Annotated in this window: 12 protein-coding genes and 2 tRNA genes; 8 read left to right on the forward strand and 6 right to left on the reverse strand. The window is 59.2% G+C overall.

The window, feature by feature from the left end; all coding sequences use genetic code 11:
- Positions 1-322 precede the first annotated feature (322 nt).
- Complete coding sequence (locus tag ACW9HW_RS08725) at positions 323-4,468, forward strand: CheR family methyltransferase (RefSeq protein ID WP_457399460.1); 4,146 nt, start codon at positions 323-325, stop codon at positions 4,466-4,468.
- Positions 4,469-4,736: 268 nt separating this feature from the next.
- Here the strand turns inward: ACW9HW_RS08725 and ACW9HW_RS08730 are convergent.
- The 6 genes from ACW9HW_RS08730 to ACW9HW_RS08755 form a co-directional block, all read right to left on the reverse strand.
- A tRNA-Cys gene (locus ACW9HW_RS08730) sits at positions 4,737-4,810 on the reverse strand.
- 46 nt (positions 4,811-4,856) lie between these two features.
- Positions 4,857-4,932 (reverse strand) — tRNA-Gly (locus tag ACW9HW_RS08735).
- 63 nt (positions 4,933-4,995) lie between these two features.
- Positions 4,996-5,556: a CDP-diacylglycerol--glycerol-3-phosphate 3-phosphatidyltransferase gene (gene pgsA / locus ACW9HW_RS08740; RefSeq protein WP_095194719.1), complete on the reverse strand. Its 561-nt coding sequence runs from the start codon at positions 5,554-5,556 to the stop codon at positions 4,996-4,998.
- 32 nt (positions 5,557-5,588) lie between these two features.
- Positions 5,589-7,412, reverse strand: a complete 1,824-nt coding sequence (uvrC, locus tag ACW9HW_RS08745; protein WP_095194718.1) for an excinuclease ABC subunit UvrC — start codon at positions 7,410-7,412, stop codon at positions 5,589-5,591.
- A 2-nt stretch (positions 7,413-7,414) separates the two neighbouring features.
- The gene (gene gacA, locus ACW9HW_RS08750) at positions 7,415-8,056 is read right to left on the reverse strand and encodes a response regulator transcription factor GacA (protein ID WP_008015884.1); all 642 of its coding nucleotides are present in this window, start codon (positions 8,054-8,056) and stop codon (positions 7,415-7,417) included.
- 127 nt (positions 8,057-8,183) lie between these two features.
- Complete coding sequence (locus ACW9HW_RS08755; RefSeq protein ID WP_457399462.1) at positions 8,184-8,627, reverse strand: GNAT family N-acetyltransferase; 444 nt, start codon at positions 8,625-8,627, stop codon at positions 8,184-8,186.
- Positions 8,628-9,247: 620 nt separating this feature from the next.
- Here ACW9HW_RS08755 and ACW9HW_RS08760 point away from each other — a divergent pair.
- The 7 genes from ACW9HW_RS08760 to ACW9HW_RS08790 all read left to right on the forward strand — a co-directional run bounded on the left by ACW9HW_RS08760 (position 9,248) and on the right by ACW9HW_RS08790 (position 17,585).
- On the forward strand, positions 9,248-10,321 hold the full coding sequence (locus tag ACW9HW_RS08760) for a 3-deoxy-7-phosphoheptulonate synthase (protein ID WP_457399464.1): 1,074 nt from the start codon (positions 9,248-9,250) through the stop codon (positions 10,319-10,321).
- 188 nt (positions 10,322-10,509) lie between these two features.
- Positions 10,510-11,391: an esterase/lipase family protein gene (locus tag ACW9HW_RS08765; protein ID WP_457399466.1), complete on the forward strand. Its 882-nt coding sequence runs from the start codon at positions 10,510-10,512 to the stop codon at positions 11,389-11,391.
- 231 nt (positions 11,392-11,622) lie between these two features.
- Positions 11,623-11,904, forward strand: coding sequence for a peptidylprolyl isomerase (locus ACW9HW_RS08770; RefSeq protein ID WP_095194714.1), 282 nt, complete (start codon positions 11,623-11,625; stop codon positions 11,902-11,904).
- Positions 11,905-12,039: 135 nt separating this feature from the next.
- A complete protein-coding gene (locus tag ACW9HW_RS08775) occupies positions 12,040-13,908 on the forward strand; it encodes an extracellular solute-binding protein (RefSeq protein ID WP_457399468.1) in 1,869 nt (622 codons plus the stop codon).
- Complete coding sequence (locus tag ACW9HW_RS08780) at positions 13,908-14,969, forward strand: microcin C ABC transporter permease YejB (protein ID WP_095194712.1); 1,062 nt, start codon at positions 13,908-13,910, stop codon at positions 14,967-14,969. Before ACW9HW_RS08775 ends, ACW9HW_RS08780 begins: the two co-directional genes overlap by 1 nt.
- Complete coding sequence (locus ACW9HW_RS08785) at positions 14,969-15,991, forward strand: ABC transporter permease (protein ID WP_095194711.1); 1,023 nt, start codon at positions 14,969-14,971, stop codon at positions 15,989-15,991. Before ACW9HW_RS08780 ends, ACW9HW_RS08785 begins: the two co-directional genes overlap by 1 nt.
- 16 nt (positions 15,992-16,007) lie before the next feature.
- Positions 16,008-17,585, forward strand: coding sequence for an ABC transporter ATP-binding protein (locus tag ACW9HW_RS08790; RefSeq protein WP_457399470.1), 1,578 nt, complete (start codon positions 16,008-16,010; stop codon positions 17,583-17,585).
- The last annotated feature ends 87 nt before the right edge of the window (positions 17,586-17,672 follow it).

Here is a 17,672-nt window from a genome sequence, read left to right on the forward strand (position 1 = left end):
AAATTTCAATAGCCTGGCGCTTACACTCCCCCCGCACCGTCAAGAAACAAGTCCTCGCCGAACACAGGTATCGTCGCCACGTGTGAGTGAAATCGACAGAGGTCTAAACCTTTGGGCGAGGGAGTGATTCAACGGGTTATCAAGAACGGGTTCCCCACGGAAATTGCGACACTGGCCAACGCCTATACTTTAACTATCATGGGCGTCGGTAGCGACGATATTTCGCAATGCAACGCCTGCCGCATTATCCTTTTTTCACTATCTCTAACCCGTTTGGATTGGCGTCGGCAGGCCATTGTCGAAGCCTTTTAAGGCCATATGAATGAAGTCTTCCGCGAAGCGCTCACCCAGTGCCCCGCAGCGCAAGGAGTTGACACCCAGCACCCTTCCATTTGCCGTGGTCGGGATCGGTGCCTCCGCTGGCGGACTGCAAGCGCTCAAGTCGTTTTTTGAACACATGCCCGCTGACAGCGGCATGGCCTTTGTCGTCATTCTTCATCTATCGCCTGATCACGAAAGCATCGCGGACCGGATTATCCAGGACGTCACCCAAATGCCGGTCCACCAAGTGACTGACACGATTGGCATTGAAATAAACACCGTGTACGTCATCTCTCCGGCCCATGACCTGACGATGAACGATGGTTATCTTTCGGTGACATCCTCGCAGCGACCACCTGGATCACACATCGCCATTGACCTGTTCTTCCGGGACTTGGCGGATGTGCACAAGGAGCGGGCCTTTTGTGTGGTGCTCTCGGGCACCGGCTCCGATGGCGCGGTCGGTCTGTCGCGGATCAAGGAGCAAGGGGGGATTACACTCGTGCAGGCGCCGGAAGATGCCGAGTTCGACGGCATGCCGCGGGCAGCCATCGACACGCAAATGGTCGATCTGGTGCTGCCTGTCGTGGAGATGCCGCAAAAATTGCTGGAGCTTTGGCGCAACTCGCAAGCCATCACCCTGCCGACCGCCAATGACCCGGAATTCAAGGCCCTGCCACCGTCCACCGAACGCGACGTCGCCCTCGCCGAACAACTGCTACAGGACATTTTGCAGCAATTGCGCGTGGGTACTGGCCACGACTTCAAACACTACAAGCGTGCAACGGTACTGCGTCGCATTGAACGCCGCCTGCAAGTGACCGCTCAACCGGACTTGGCTGCCTACTACCAATACCTGCAAACCCACCCGGAAGAAACCAAGGCATTGCTGGGCGACATGCTGATCGGCGTCACCAATTTCTTCCGCGACCGCGATGCGTTCGAGGCACTGGAACGCGATGTCATTCCGAACCTGGTCACTTCGCTAAGAGAAACCCTGCCGTATCGAGAAGAAATCCGTGTCTGGTCGGCCGGCTGCTCGACGGGCGAAGAAGCCTACAGCCTGGCCATCCTGTTAAGCGACCAGCTGACGCTAGAAGCCAATCCTGCCAAGTTGCAGATCTTCGCTACCGACATCGATGATCGTGCCATAGCCTTTGGCCGTGCCGGCGCCTATCCCGAAGCGATCGTGACCGACGTTCCCCCTTCGCGTATGCGTCAGTACTTCTCACGGGAAAACCTGCACTATCGCGTGCGCAAGGAAATCCGAGAAAAAGTGCTGTTCGCCAAACACAGCCTGTTGCTGGATCCGCCGTTCTCTCAAATCGATCTGATCGTCTGCCGAAACCTGCTGATCTACCTCGACCGCGAAGTGCAGCGTGACATCATGCAGATGTTCCATTTTGCCTTGAGGCCGGGTGGCTATTTGTTTCTGGGCACTTCCGAGTCTGCTGATGGTTGCCTGGACCTGTTTACCCCGGTGGACAAGCGTAACCGCATCTTCCGCGCCAAAAGCGTTTCGAGCAGCGTCCGGCGTGCGCCGGCCATGCCGCGGGGTGGCTATGCACGGACCACAGCTGCCGTCAGCCCCATTGAAGCGACGGTGCCACGCAAAGTCTCTTACGCCGATATTCACCTGCGAGCGCTGGAAAAGGCCGCCCCGCCGAGCATCATTGTCGACAGTAACGCCAACATCCTGCACATGAGCGAAGGCGCCGGGCGTTTCCTGCGCTACGTTGCCGGTGAGATTTCCCGCAATCTGCTGACGCTGGCTCACCCGGACCTGCGCCTGGAAATCCGCACTACCCTGTTCCAGGCAAACCAGGCGGGGGTCCCGGTCACCTCCCGCAAAGTCCGCTTCGAGCGTGATCGGAATAACTACCTGATCGACCTGACGGCACACCCGTTCAACGATGAAAAAACAGACACCGACTGTGTGCTGGTGACCTTCGAGGAGCGCAGTGTCGACCCTCAAGACCCGCGGGATGTCGCCGCCAATCAGACTGAAAACCAGATGCTGGTCAACCTTGAGCATGAGCTGCAGCGTACCAAGCTGCACTTGCAGGAAACGATCGAGCAGTCGGAAGTCTCCAGCGAGGAACTGAAGGCCTCGAACGAGGAAATGCAGGCCATCAACGAAGAGCTGCGTTCAGCCACCGAAGAACTGGAAACCAGCAAGGAAGAATTGCAGTCGATCAACGAAGAGTTGCTGACGGTCAACTTCGAGCTCAAGACCAAGGTTGAAGAAACCGACAAGATCAACGACTACCTCACCAACCTGATTGCCTCGACCGACATTGCCACGGTATTCGTCGATCGCAACATGCGCATCCGCTGGTTCACACCTCGGGCCACGGACATTTTCAGCATGCTGCCGGTCGACACAGGACGCTCGTTGCTGGACATCACCCATCGGCTCGATTATCCGGAAATGACCGAGGATGCCGCGACCGTCTTCGAATCGCTGAACATGATCGAGCGTGAGGTCAGCAGCAACGACCAGCGCTGGTATATCGCCCGCCTCCTGCCCTATCGTTCCAGCGAGGATCACATCGACGGCACGGTACTGACCTTTATCGACATTACCAAGCGTCGCACGGCGGAAGATGAGTTGCGCCTGAATGAAGAACGCATGCGCCTGGTCGCCGAAAGCACACACGATTTCGCCATCATCATTCTCGATGAGCATGGCGTGATTACCGACTGGAACACCGGCGCCGAGCTGATATTCGGCTACACCAAAGCGGAAGTGCTCGGCGCTTATTACGACCTTATCTTCTCGCCCGAGGATCGTGCCGCCGGCATACCTGCGCTGGAATTGAAAGCAGCCCGCGAGCAGGGTCGCGGCGAAGACGAACGCTGGCACCTGCGCAAAGATGGCAGCCGCTTTTATTGCAGCGGTGAAGTCACGCTGCTAAAGGGAGAGAACCTGGAGGGCTACGTCAAAATTGCCCGTGACCTGACCGGTCACAAGCGCATGCACGACGAACAAAGCCAGAAGCTCGCCGAAACCCAATCCAGCAGCCACCTCAAGGACGAGTTCTTTGCGGTGATGTCCCACGAGCTCAAGCACCCGCTCAATCTCATACAGCTCAATGCCGAACTGCTGCGCCGCCTGCCCGTCACCAAAACCGCCGGCCCGGTCATGAAAGCCGTGAACACCATCTGCGATGCCGTTTCGAGTCAGGCGCGGATCATCGACGACCTGCTGGACGTCGCCCGGGTGCGCACCGGCAAACTCAAGCTGAAAAAGCAGGCAGTGGACCTGGGGCGGATTCTCCAGGATATCTACACCGTGGTAATCAATGACCAGCATCCGTGCGAGGTCACGCTGCACGTACCGCAGCCGCCCGAGCCGCCGTTGGTGGTCGATGCCGACAGCACGCGCCTGGAACAGATCGTCTGGAACCTGGTGAATAACGCGTTGAAGTTCACGCCCAAGGAGGGTCGTGTCGAGCTGGTCGCCCATCGCGTCGAGGACATGGCCCAGCTGGACGTCATCGATAGCGGCGTGGGACTTGAAGGGGACAACCTGCACAAGGTGTTTGACCTCTTCAGCCAGGCGGACAACCAGCACACCAGCCATCAGCGTGAAGGCCTGGGCATAGGCCTGTCGTTGGTGCGGCAACTGGTGGAAGCTCATGGCGGCTCGGTGGATGTCACGTCCGAAGGCATTGGCCGAGGCTGCACCTTTACCATCCGGCTACCGCTTTCCCAGCCCTCACAGCAGCCTGGCGAACAACCGGCCGTCGCAGAACCGGGACGTCTGGTCGGCCAGAAAGTCCTGCTGGTGGAAGACTCTCGAGACGTCATGGACGTCCTGCAGATGCTGCTGGAAATGGAAGACGCCCACGTGGAGGCTTTCAATGATCCGTTGCAAGCCCTCAAGGCCGCGAAGGACAGCAACTATGACGTCATCATTTCGGACATCGGGATGCCTGCCATGGATGGCCATCAATTCATCCAGGCCATTCGACAGTTTCCCCAACTCAAACACACGCCGGCCATCGCCCTTACAGGCTATACAAACAGCAATGACCAGAGAAAAGCCAGGCAGTCCGGATTCAACTACCACGTGAGCAAACCGGTTTCCCATGATGACTTCATCGACATCATCGACGAGGCTTGCAACGCTCGGCCTTATTGAAGTGACTGGATCGTTAGATGAAGATTAACCTGTGGCGAGGGAGCTTGCTCCCGTTGGACTGCGCAGCAGTCCTTTTTTTGGGGCCGCTACGCAGCCCAGCGGAAGCAAGCTCCCTCGCCACAGGTTTTGTCACTCTTAACTAACCTGCATTAGCTTTGGTAGGAGCCTCTCTCCCAAGTACAACCAACAGCGGACATGTGCCACCGAAGCACTTTCCTGAAGCCAATAAAAAACCCCGTAGATCATCGATCTACGGGGTTGTTTATAGTGGAGGCCGAGGTCGGAATCGAACCGGCGTAGGCGGATTTGCAATCCGCTGCATAACCATTTTGCTACTCGGCCTCAAAACATTTGCTGTCAGTAGCGCGACATCAAATGCGTACAAACTTGGAGCGGGAAACGAGACTCGAACTCGCGACCCCGACCTTGGCAAGGTCGTGCTCTACCAACTGAGCTATTCCCGCGTCTTGGTGTGGCGCATTCTATAGAATCCAGAAGCCCCGTCAACCCTTTGATTCAAAAAAGTTTTATTTCTTTTCAACGTCGGTCTTCAGATGCGGCCAGGCAGCCCGCAAGTACTGGACCATGGACCACAACGTCAGGCCGGCAGACACCATCAGCAAGGCATAACCCAACGCCACCCAAAAGCTGAAGTGCGACGGATTGGCCAGAAGGATCACCAGCGCCAGCATCTGCGCGGCGGTTTTCCATTTGCCCAGGTTCGACACAGCCACATGGGCACGCGCGCCGAGTTCGGCCATCCATTCACGCAGGGCCGAAACCACGATCTCGCGACCGATGATCACGGCAGCCGGCAGCGTGAGCCACAGATTGCCGTGTTCCTGCACCAGCAGTACCAGTGCAACGGCAACCATCAACTTGTCGGCAACGGGATCGAGAAAAGCCCCGAACGGCGTGCTTTGTTCCAGACGGCGGGCCAGATACCCGTCCAGCCAGTCCGTGGCAGCGGCAAATGCGAAGACCGAGGCTGACGCCAGGTAGCTCCATTGGTAAGGCAGGTAAAACAGTAAAATGAAGATCGGTATGAGCAGGACACGTAGAACGGTAATCAGATTAGGGATATTCATCGGCACAACTGGCTACGAGGTGAGGGGGCATTCTACTCGCTGTGCAGATTTGCATAAATCAACTCTGCGAGCTTTTTACTGATCCCGGGTGCTTTGGCGATCTCTTCGATGCTGGCACGAGACAGCTCCTGCAATCCACCAAAATGTTTCAACAAATCGCGTCGACGAGTGGGTCCGACACCGGCAACACCCTCAAGCGTAGACGTTCGACGGGTTTTTCCGCGTCGGGCACGGTGCCCGGTAATGGCGAAGCGGTGAGCTTCGTCACGAATCTGCTGGATCAAATGCAGCGCGGGGGAATCTCCGCGCAAGGTGAATTCATGGGCGGCGTCATTAAGGTACAGGGTTTCGAAGCCGGCCTTGCGCGTCGCCCCCTTGGCCACGCCGAGAAGGATCAGGTCCGGCACCGCCAGCTCATTGAGCACATCGCGGGCCATGGATAGCTGCCCCTTGCCACCGTCCACCAGCAGGATGTCCGGCAGCTTGCCCTCCCCGTCCTTCAGCTTGCTGAAGCGTCGCGTCAGCGCCTGATGCATCGCCGCGTAGTCATCCCCGGCCGTCACGCCTTCGATGTTGTAGCGACGGTAGTCGGACTTGATCGGGCCTTCGGGGCCGAACACCACGCAAGACGCCACGGTCGCTTCACCGCTGGAGTGACTGATGTCATAGCACTCGAGTCGCTGCGGTGGCTCGTCCAGCTTCAATACGTCTGCCAGCGCGTCGAAGCGCGCCGTGATGTGCTGACGGTTCGCCAGACGTGCGCCCAACGCCTGCTCCGCGTTGGTCACCGCCAGTTGCTGCCAGCGTGCTCGCGTGCCGCGCACCCGGTGACTGATGGTCAGTTCGCGACCACGCAGCTCTTCGATGGCCGCAATCAGGGTCGGAAAGTCCTCGTGAACCACGTTGACGATCAGCTCGCTGGGCAAGTCGCGTTCAGGGCTGCTGATGAAGTACTGGCCAAGAAATGCTGCCATGACTTCGCAAACGTCCTCTTCAATACCGACCTGCGGGAAGAAGTTCTTGCTGCCCAGCACCCGCCCACCGCGCACGCTGATCAAATGCACGCAGGCGCCGCCGGGATTGACGAACGCCGCGATCACGTCGACATCACCGGTCCCGCCTTCCATGCTCTGCTGGTCCTGCACCCGCCGCAGCAGCGAAATCTGGTCGCGCAACTCGGCAGCGCGCTCGAACTCCAGGTTGATCGCTGCCTCTTCCATGGCCGTCGATAATTCATCGGTCAACGCATTGCTGCGACCTTCAAGAAACATCACCGAGTGCCGGACGTCCTCGGCATACACTTCGGGCTCGACCAGACCGACACAGGGCGCCTTGCAGCGCTTGATCTGGTATTGAAGGCAAGGTCGCGTGCGGTTCTTGTAATAGCTGTCTTCGCACTGGCGAACAAAAAACGTCTTTTGCAGCAGGCTCAGGCTTTCGCGAATCGCACCGGCGCTGGGATAAGGTCCGAAATACTTGCCCTTGGCCTTCTTCGCCCCACGGTGGATGCTCAGACGCGGGAATTGGCCATCGGAGAGAAATACGTAGGGGTAGGACTTATCGTCCCGCAGCAGGATGTTGTACGGCGGACGCCATTCCTTGATCAGCGTCTGCTCAAGCAGCAACGCCTCGGTTTCGTTGGCCGTGATGGTCGTTTCGACCTGGGCGATACGGGCCACCAGCGCAGCTGTCTTGGGCGCCAGGCCGGTTTTTCGGAAGTAGCTCGACAGGCGGTTCTTGAGATTCTTGGCCTTGCCGACATACAGCAGGCGCGCATCGCTGTCGAACATGCGGTACACACCGGGGCGCCCACTGACGGTCGACAGAAAGGCACTTGGATCAAAGGTATCAGTCATTTTCAGAGGCTGGCATCAACCATGCCGTGACGAACCGCCAGCAGCGTCAACTCGACATCACTGCTGATCGAAAGCTTTTCGAAAATGCGGTAACGGTAGGTGTTCACGGTTTTTGGCGACAGGCACAGCTTGTCGGAAATGATCTGGACCTTCTGGCAACCAACGATCATCAACGCAATCTGGATCTCCCGCTCGGACAAGGCATCGAAGGGCGAATCGTTGGTCGGCTGGAAGGATTTGATCGCCAGTTGCTGAGCGATTTGCGGACTGATGTAGCGCTGCCCGGCGAATACCAGGCGGATGGCCTGGACCATTTCCGGCAAACCCGCGCCTTTGGTCAGGTAGCCCGCGGCACCGGCCTGCAATAACCGTGTAGGAAACGGATCTTCCTCACAGACAGTCACCGCGACGACTTTGATGTCCGGATGACTGCGCAACAATTTGCGAGTGGCTTCAAGACCGCCGATACCGGGCATCTTGACGTCCATCAAGACCACATCGGGTTTCAGCTCACGGGCCTTGAGCAGGGACTCTTCCCCCGATTCAGCCTGGCCGACCACTTGCAGGCCATCGATGTCAGCCAGCATTCGTGTAATGCCTGTACGAACGAGATCATGGTCATCGACCACTAGCACCCTAATCAAGCAGACACCTCGCGATATGGTCTTATTAAGTTGTCGACACCTTAGCAAAAAAGCTTCTGGCAGACCTAGCGGAAAGCGTCAGATAAAAAGTTTCAATGTGTCTTGTAAGCCCGGTGCCAAGCGTGTTTCAGCGATGCGGACCTTCGACGTCGCGCTGCATTCTCAGAAAACACTCGTCCGTTCCCATCACTTGTAATCCCTTTCTTTCATATAACGCCCGCGCCGGGTTGTTTTGAAAAACCGTCAAGCGCAATGCCGGGCGCCGTTCCTGGCCAGCCATGGCAAAAACCTGATCGATTGCCCAGGATCCGGCACCTTGCCGGCGAAACCCCTTGGAAATCTGCAATTCGCGGATGTAGAGCGCCCTGGCGTCTCGACTCAGGCTGACGTACCCCACCCTGTTCTCGCCGCGCATGATCAAACGATTGTCGCGACCTGCCCAAGCGACGTCGAATGCCTCATCCTGCCACAGCAGATCATGCTCAATGTAATAACGCAGCATATTGCTGCAGGTCAGTTCACGGGCAAATTCAAGATCGCGGTCAGTTGCAGCACGCCATTCAAATTCCATCACGCCTCGATTGCCTTTTGTGGGAGCTGGAAGTGTGTCACAACCGCCGGGGCGCTCAAGCAATAGAAAACGCCATTTTTACCCGATAGCATTTTCTGATTGAATACTCGTACCGGGCTCTTGTAAGCTCGGCGCATCCATCGGAGACAAACCATGTTCAATGCCCTCTCACAGCTCCATACCGCCAGCGCCCCGCGCTCGGTTGCGGCTGCCCGGGCGAACGACGCTTGTGCTCCGGTCAGCATTTATTTTGGGTATTGGTTTAGCCACTGGCGCGCCTGATACCCACACGGCGCCCACTTCAAACGGGTCGCCACCAGAGAATTCTCAACCCCCGGTCGGCCTCCTGACCGGGGGTTTTGTTTTTTCAGCCCTAAACAATTTTTAGCGACACACCAGACATTCAGAGGATCAAGAACATGAACTACGCCACTTATTACCGTTACGACAGTTTTACCGCCTGGCGATTTACCACCCTCCGCTCGGGACAGCCTGCCGCCTCCGATCGGTCACCCATAGGTGGCAAGCACACACACGCAGCCAATCCGGCCAATTGTCGAACACCCCAATAGGGCCGAGCGCGCGGGAACGAACCCGCTGCCCGCCCAGGAAACCTGAATATGAACTCGTCCGTCTCCGCTCTGCCGCTGTCCACCTTGAGCCCTGCCAATGAAGCGCTGACCCTGCGTCTGCCCAGCTCGCTGCAACTCAAACAGCAACTGCCGCTCACCAACGCACTGACCCAGCAAGTCGCGGCCCACCGCCAGGCCGTTCGCGCGATCCTCAACGGTGAAGATTCCCGCCTGCTGGTCATTGTCGGCCCCTGCTCGATTCACGACCCCAAATCTGCCCTCGAATACGCCGGCAATCTGGCCCGCCTGGCTGCCGAAGTCAGCGACGAAATGCTGCTGGTGATGCGCGCTTACGTCGAAAAACCCCGCACCACAGTTGGCTGGAAAGGCCTGGCCTACGATCCGCACCTGGACGGCAGCGACGACATGGCTGGCGGCCTGGCCCTGTCCCGCCAGTTGATGCGCGAAATGCTCCTGCTGGGTTTGCCGGTGGCGACTGAACTGCTGCAACCCATGGCCGCCGGCTATTTCGATGACTTGCTCAGCTGGGTGGCCATTGGCGCACGCACCACCGAATCGCAGATCCATCGCGAGATGGCCAGCGGCCTGAGCATGCCGGTAGGCTTCAAAAACGGCACCGACGGCGGTGTCGCGGTGGCCAGCGATGCCATGCGCTCGGCGGCCCACCCGCATCGCCATTTCGGTGTCGACAGCCAGGGACACCCCGCGATCATCCAGACCCCGGGCAATGCGGACACCCATCTGGTGCTGCGCGGCGGTCATCACGGACCTAACTACGACCGCGCGAGCGTGGCCAAGGTACACGGCGACTTGACCCGACTGAAGATCCCGGCCCGGATCATGGTCGACTGCAGCCACGCCAATAGCGGCAAGGATCCGCTGCGTCAGCCGGCGGTGTTCAATGACGTGCTTGAACAGCGCTTGCAGGGTGACCGCTCGCTGATCGGCATGATGATCGAGAGCCATTTGTTCGAGGGCTGCCAGCCGCTGAGCCCGTCGCTGAAGTACGGCGTGTCGGTAACGGACGGCTGCCTGGGCTGGAGCGGGACGGAACAGCTGTTGCGTCTAGCGGCAGGCCGGCTTCGCGCACAGCGTGATTAAGAGCGCCCGGCATGCTCAAAGGGTGGATAGGGGGTCCGACTGGCACCTTATCCACCCCGTCTTTTCGGTACTCCCCTATTCCGTTTTCGTCAGCTGAGCGCGTCCTTTTCATACATCGCGTCGACGTCCGAGTGTTTTAGAGTGAGGCGCAAGGCTCCTCCCCCTGACCGCTGAAAAAGGACAAAAACATGCAAAGGAATGCAGACACTCATTACCCGATCCTGCTGGTTCATGGGCTCTTCGGATTCGACCGGATCGGCACCTTCGAGCTCTTCCATGACATCAAACAGGCGCTCCGAAACGTTGGAGCGCGGGTATTCGTACCGCATCTGTCGGCCACCCACAGCAACGAAGCACGGGGCGAACAGCTGCTGGCGCAAATCGTACGGGTGCTGGAAGGCACTGGTGCAAGCAAAGTCAACCTGATCGGTCACAGCCAGGGTGCACTGGCCGCTCGTTATGCAGCAGCGGTCGCACCGCAATCGGTTGCTTCGGTGACCTCGGTCAGCGGACCGAACCACGGCTCCGAGCTGGCCGATTTCCTGCGCAAGGCGCTCACGCCCGCAAGCCTGCCTGAGCAGATAGCCGACACGGTCGCGACCCTGTTTGCGGACTTCTTGTCGTTACTCAGTGGCAAGCGCGGCCTGCCGCAAGACGCTATCGCGGCACTCAACGCCCTGACCACGGAAGGCGTAGTCGCATTCAACGAAAAATTCCCCCAAGGCCTGCCGAAAACCTGGGGTGGCAAGGGCTGCGGACAGGTCAACGGTGTCCGCTATTATTCCTGGAGCGGCATCTTGTCGGGAAAACTTCTGGATGATGGTTTGAACTCACTTGATCCATTGCACGGATTTATGCGGGCCTTCTCCCGGTATTTCATAACTGAAGCCGGGCAGAACGATGGCCTGGTCGGCCGCTACAGCTCCCATCTGGGGACCGTCATTCGCTCCGACTATCCACTGGATCACCTGGGCACCCTGCGCCAGACAGGTTTCCCCCTCGCGAAACGCATTGACCCGATTGATCTCTACGTGCAGCACGCTGAGCGCCTGAAGAAAGCCGGACTTTGATCGCGATATCACCCACATACCACCCTGCAGGAGCGAGTCTGTTCGCGATGAACTCAGGGGCAACGCGTTTACTCAGGCAGCACCCGTGATCGTTTACGTCCATCGCGAGCAGGCTCGCTCCCACAGGAACACCGGCCCTGCAGGTGCCTCGCAGCGGAAGTTAGAGGAGAAATAGCGCGCTGAATCCGGTAGGCTGTTCATTTTACCGAACATTGAAAGGAGTATTTTCCCATGGCTAGAGCCACTGCCCGCCACATCCTCGTTGCCAGCGAAGCCAAGTGCACCGAACTCAAGGCCCAGATCGAGGCTGGCGCAGATTTCGCCGAAATCGCCAAAGCCAACTCCACTTGCCCTTCCAGCCGCCAGGGCGGTGACCTGGGTTCGTTCGGTCCGGGCCAGATGGTCAAGGAATTCGACACCGTGGTCTTCAGCGCACCGCTCAACGTCGTGCAAGGCCCGGTCAAGACCCAGTTCGGCTACCACCTGCTGGAAGTGACCAGCCGTCAGGACTGATCGACGCCTGGTTTTCCTTCACAGCGGCCCGCCTATTGGTGGGCCGTCGTGTTTCAGATACGTAATTCGGCTGGCGAGGGACGCGCCGCTAGCGTACAAATTGTCGTTAACGACCACCCGGCTCTAAGGCTGACAATGCGACTGGCTTTCCCTACTGTGTTATTCACTGCCGCGGCCCTGTTGTTGGGCGCCGCCGGTGTGAACGCCGCACCGCAACATGCGTTGACCGTTTACGGCGAACCGGCCAAATACCCTGCCGGTTTCAGTCACTTCGCCTACACCAACCCGCAGGCCCCCAAGGGTGGCACCATGCGTCGTTCGGCGATCGAAATCGGTCACTTCGACCATGTGTTGCCATACATCGACAAAGGCATCGGTGTCTCGCAGATTGACGGCTTGCTCTATTCGCCCCTGGCCCAGCGCTCGCTGGACGAGCCTTACACCGTGTATGGCCTGGTGGCGCAGAAGATGGAACGCTCCGATGACGGGCTGTCCCTGCGCTTCTACCTCAACCCCAAGGCACGCTTTGCCGATGGCAAACCCATCACGGCCGAGGACGTGCGCTACACCTTCGATCTGTTGATGACCCAGGGCAGCCTGCGCTATCGCACGCAGTTCGCCGACGTCAAAGGCGTCGAAGTGGAATCGCCGCTGACCGTGCGTTTCGATTTCAAGAACAACGAAAACCGCACCCTGCCCCTGGACATCGCCACCCTCCCGGTATTTCCCGAGCACTGGTGGAAAACCCGCGATTTCGCCGGTGGCGGCGGTTACGAGGCACCGCTGGGTAGCGGCCCGTACAGAGTGGGCAAGGTCGACTCCGGACGCAGCATCACGTTCGAACGTAACGCCGACTGGTGGGGCAAGGACTTGCCGGTCAGTCGCGGCCTCTACAATTTCGATCATTTCAGTATCGAGTACTTTGGCGATACCGACGTTGCCCGTCAGGTGCTGCGCGGCGGCGCCTACGACTACAACCGCGAATTTTCCGCCACCGGTTATTCCATCGGCTATGAAAGCCCGGCCCTGAGCGACGGTCGCCTGCAAAAAGCCCACCTGGCCACAGAAGCGCCGCAACCGAGCCAGGGCTTCGTGTTCAACCTGCAAAAGCCGATGTTCCAGGATCGCCGGGTGCGCCAGGCGCTGGTCATGCTCTGGGATTTCGAATGGAGCAACCGGCAGATGATGCGCAATCTGTACATCCGCCAGCAGAGCTTCTTTTCCAACACCGAACTTGCCGCACGACAACTGCCGGATGCCGGTGAACTGGCCATACTCGAACCGCTGCGCGGACAGATCCCGGACGAAGTCTTTACCAAGGTGTTCGAAGCCCCGAAAACCGATGGCAGCGGCTTGATTCGCGATAAACAGCTACAAGCGCTGGACCTGCTCGAACAGGCCGGCTGGAAACCCAAAGGCGATCAACTGGTCAACGCCGACGGTGAACCACTGAGCTTCACGTTCCTGGTCAGCCAGAACGGCATGGACCGCTTGCTCCTGCCGTACAAACGCACACTGAAGCAGATCGGCATCGACCTGAACATCCGTCGCATCGACGCGTCACAGTACGTCAATCGCCTGATGAGTCGAGACTACGACATGATCGTCACCGGCTACCCGGTCACCACTTCACCGGGGGGCGAACTGCTCAACTATTTCAGCTCCGCCGCGGCCACCGACCCCGGTTCCAACAACTACATGGTCCTGAAGAACCCGGCGGTGGACACCCTGATCAACGGGCTGGTGCGCGCCGACAACAAGGCCGACATGTTGCGCTACGCCCATGCGCTGGACCGGGTGCTGCAATGGAGCTACTACTGGATTCCCAACTATTACCCGCCGGGAACGTCCACCGTGTGGTGGAATCGCTTCGGCATCCCCAACGTGCAGGCCAGCAATGACGAGGCCATCGAGAGCTGGTGGGAAGTCAGCACCACGCCGCTGACCAACCAGCAGATGACCGCCGAGCGCATTCGCCGTGGCAGCCCCGGAGGACCGCATTGATGTGGGCTTACATACTGCGGCGCTTGCTGCTGATCATTCCGACGCTGGTGATCATTCTTCTAGTCAACTTCGTGATCGTCCAGGCGGCACCGGGCGGCCCGGTGGAACAGGCCATCGCCCATCTGCAAGGCATCGGCGGGGCCGGTGTCGGCGGCGGTTCCGGCGAGTCCATGAGTGGCACTTCCCGGGCCAGTCGCGGCCTCGATCCACAGCTGATCAAAGACATCGAAAAACAGTACGGCTTCGACAAACCGGCCCATGAACGGCTCTGGCTGATGCTCACCAGCTACGCGCGCCTGGACTTCGGCAAGAGCTTCTTCCGCGGCGCCACGGTCACCGACCTGATCCTGCAGAAGATGCCGGTGACCATTTCCCTCGGACTCTGGGCGACGCTGATCACCTACCTGGTATCGATTCCATTGGGCATCCGCAAGGCGGTGCATCATGGCAGTCATTTCGATATCTGGAGCAGTACGGCGATCATCATCGGTTACGCGATGCCGGCGTTTCTCTTCGCGATGTTCCTGATCGTGGTGTTCGCCGGCGGCACTTCCCTGAACTGGTTCCCGGTACGCGGGCTGGTGTCGGACAATTTCGAGTCGCTGTCGACCCTGGGCAAAATCGCCGATTACTTCTGGCACCTGGTGCTGCCGGTGACGGCGCTGGTGATCGGTGGTTTCGCCACCTTGACCATCCTGACCAAGAACTCGTTCCTCAATGAAATCACCCGGCAATACGTGGTCACCGCCCGCGCCAAAGGCTTGAGTGAGCGCCGGGTGCTGTATGGCCATGTGTTCCGCAATGCCATGCTGCTGGTGGTGTCGGGGATCCCCCAGGCGTTCATCAGCGTGTTTTTTGCCGGTTCCTTGCTGATCGAAGTGATCTTCTCCCTCGACGGCCTGGGTCGCATGAGCTACGAGGCCGCCGTTTCACGGGACTATCCGGTGGTGTTCGGCTCGCTGTTCATCTTCACCCTGTTCGGTCTCTTGATAAAACTGGTGGGCGACCTGTGCTACACCCTGGTCGACCCGCGCATCGACTTCGCCGCGAGGAATGCCTGATGTTCAAGCTTTCGCCGCTGGGCCGTCGTCGTTTCGAACGCTTCAAGAAAAACCGTCGCGGCTGGTGGTCGCTGTGGCTGTTTGTCGGCCTGTTCCTGTTGACCCTGGGTGGCGAGCTGATCGCCAACGACAAGCCGCTGATCGTCAGCTATCAAGGTTCGTTGTATTTTCCGGCCCTGAAGCGCTACACCGAACAGGAGTTTGGCGGTCAGTTGCCGTTCCAGGCCGATTACCGCAGCGACTACGTGCAAAACCTGATCAAGAAGGACGGAGGCTGGCTGTTGTTTCCGCCTATCCCCTTCAGCGACGACACACCTAACTACGACCTGAACAAACCCGCGCCCAGCCCGCCCTCGAACGTGAACTGGCTGGGCACCGACGATCAGGCGCGGGACGTCTTGGCCCGGGTGATTTTCGGCGCCCGGGTATCGATTCTGTTTGCCCTGATGCTGACCTTCGTCAGCGCCCTGATCGGCATTGCTGCCGGCGCCCTGCAAGGCTATTACGGTGGCTGGGTCGACTTGCTCGGCCAGCGCCTGCAAGAGGTCTGGTCCGGGTTGCCGGTGCTGTATCTGCTGATCATTCTGTCGGGGTTTGTCGAACCGAATTTCTGGTGGTTGCTGGGGATCATGGCGCTGTTTTCCTGGCTGGCACTGGTGGACGTGGTGCGCGCCGAGTTCCTGCGCGGGCGCAACCTGGAGTACGTCAAGGCCGCCCGGGCCTTGGGCCTGACCGATCGCAAAGTCATCGTGCGGCATATTCTGCCCAACGCCATGAACGCGACCTTGAGCTACCTGCCGTTCATTCTGACCGGGGCCATCTCGACCCTCACGGCGCTGGACTTCCTCGGTTTCGGCATGCCGGCCGGCAGTGCATCCCTGGGCGAACTGATCGGCCAGGGCAAGCAGAACCTGCAAGCACCGTGGCTGGGGCTGACGGCGTTTTTCACCCTGGCGTTGATTCTTTCCTTGTTGGTGTTCATCGGCGAAGCCTTGCGCGACGCGTTTGATCCCCGATCTTGAGAGGCGGACTGTTGATATGAGTAACCTGATCGAAATCCGTGACCTCAGCGTGGCCTTCAGCGGCCAGACGGTGGTGCGCAATCTGTGCCTGGACATCCGCCCCGGCGAATGCCTGGCCTTGGTGGGCGAGTCGGGTTCGGGCAAGTCGGTGACCGCCCACTCGATCCTGCAGTTGCTGCCCGAATGCGGGACCCAAACCACTGGCAGCATCCGTTATCGCGGCCAGGAGATTGTGGGCGCAGACGCCAAAAGGTTGCGTCAATTACGCGGTAACCGCATCGCCATGATTTTCCAGGAGCCGATGACCTCCCTGAATCCGTTGCACAGCATCGAAAAGCAGATCGGCGAAACCTTGCTGGTGCACAAAGGCATGGCGGGCAAGGAGGCCCAGGCGCGGATTCTTGAGTTGCTGCACCTGGTAGGTATCCAGAAACCCAAGGAACGGCTCAAGGCTTACCCCCATCAATTGTCCGGCGGCCAGCGCCAACGGGTGATGATCGCCATGGCCCTGGCCTGCGAGCCGGAGCTGTTGATCGCCGACGAACCCACCACCGCACTGGACGTCACCGTACAGCGCAAGATTCTGCTGCTGCTCAAATCCTTGCAACGGCGGCTCGGCATGTCGCTGCTGCTGATCAGCCACGATCTCAACCTGGTACGCAGCATTGCCCAGCGCGTCTGTGTGATGAAGGCCGGGGAAATCGTCGAGCAGGCCAGCTGCGAAACCATTTTCACCGAACCGAAACACCCCTACAGCTGCGTGCTGCTCAATGCCGAGCCGGAAGGCGAAGCGCTGCCCCGTGACGAGCGTGAAAACGTGCTTGAGGTCAACAATCTGCGGGTGCAGTTTGCGGTGAGTGGCGGGTTGTTCCGGCGCAAGACTTACATGAACGCCGTGGACGGCATCAGCCTTAATGTTCAGCGCGGCAAGACCCTGGGCATTGTCGGCGAATCCGGCTCCGGCAAATCAACACTGGGCCAGGCGATTCTGCGCCTGCTCGACTCCGAAGGCGGCATTCGCTTCCAGGGCGAGGCACTGGACGGCCTGACGCAGAAACAGTTGCGGCCGTGGCGCAAGCAAATGCAGGTGGTGTTCCAGGACCCGTTTGGCAGCCTCAGCCCACGGATGTCCGTGGCGCAGATCATCAGCGAAGGCCTGGAAGTGCATAGCCAGTTGAGCGTCGATCAATGCAACGCCGAGGTGATTCGGGCCTTGCAGGAAGTCGGCCTCGATCCGCAAAGCCGCCATCGCTATCCCCATGAATTTTCCGGCGGCCAGCGCCAACGCATCGCCATTGCCCGGGCGCTGGTCTTGAAACCGGCGCTGATTTTGCTGGACGAACCGACCTCGGCGCTGGACCGCACCGTGCAAAAACAAGTGGTCGCCCTGCTCCGCCAGCTTCAGGAAAAACATGGTCTGACGTATCTGTTCATCAGCCATGACCTGTCGGTGGTGCGCGCCCTGGCCCACGACATGATCGTGATCAAGGACGGCAAGGTGGTGGAAAGCGGCGCCAGCCATGATGTGTTTGGTTCACCGCAGCATCCGTACACCAAGGAGCTGTTGGCGGCGGCGCATCCGGGGCAGGCATAATCCCGTGACAGGCTATTGACCGGGTCGCGGCCTTCGCGAGCAGGCTCGCTCCCACAGGGGATCTGCGCCTTTCACAAATCCCTTGTG

The organism is Pseudomonas sp. SDO5532_S415, assembly GCF_054071155.1.

Coding starts and splice junctions, on each gene's coding strand:
- ACW9HW_RS08765 (WP_457399466.1), top strand. CDS start 10,510: ATGCAAAGGAATGCAGACACTCATTACCCGATCCTGCTGGTTCATGGG.
- ACW9HW_RS08775 (WP_457399468.1), top strand. CDS start 12,040: ATGCGACTGGCTTTCCCTACTGTGTTATTCACTGCCGCGGCCCTGTTG.
- pgsA (WP_095194719.1), bottom strand. CDS start 5,556: ATGAATATCCCTAATCTGATTACCGTTCTACGTGTCCTGCTCATACCG.
- ACW9HW_RS08760 (WP_457399464.1), top strand. CDS start 9,248: ATGAACTCGTCCGTCTCCGCTCTGCCGCTGTCCACCTTGAGCCCTGCC.
- ACW9HW_RS08785 (WP_095194711.1), top strand. CDS start 14,969: ATGTTCAAGCTTTCGCCGCTGGGCCGTCGTCGTTTCGAACGCTTCAAG.
- ACW9HW_RS08780 (WP_095194712.1), top strand. CDS start 13,908: ATGTGGGCTTACATACTGCGGCGCTTGCTGCTGATCATTCCGACGCTG.
- ACW9HW_RS08790 (WP_457399470.1), top strand. CDS start 16,008: ATGAGTAACCTGATCGAAATCCGTGACCTCAGCGTGGCCTTCAGCGGC.
- uvrC (WP_095194718.1), bottom strand. CDS start 7,412: ATGACTGATACCTTTGATCCAAGTGCCTTTCTGTCGACCGTCAGTGGG.
- ACW9HW_RS08770 (WP_095194714.1), top strand. CDS start 11,623: ATGGCTAGAGCCACTGCCCGCCACATCCTCGTTGCCAGCGAAGCCAAG.
- ACW9HW_RS08755 (WP_457399462.1), bottom strand. CDS start 8,627: ATGGAATTTGAATGGCGTGCTGCAACTGACCGCGATCTTGAATTTGCC.
- ACW9HW_RS08725 (WP_457399460.1), top strand. CDS start 323: ATGAAGTCTTCCGCGAAGCGCTCACCCAGTGCCCCGCAGCGCAAGGAG.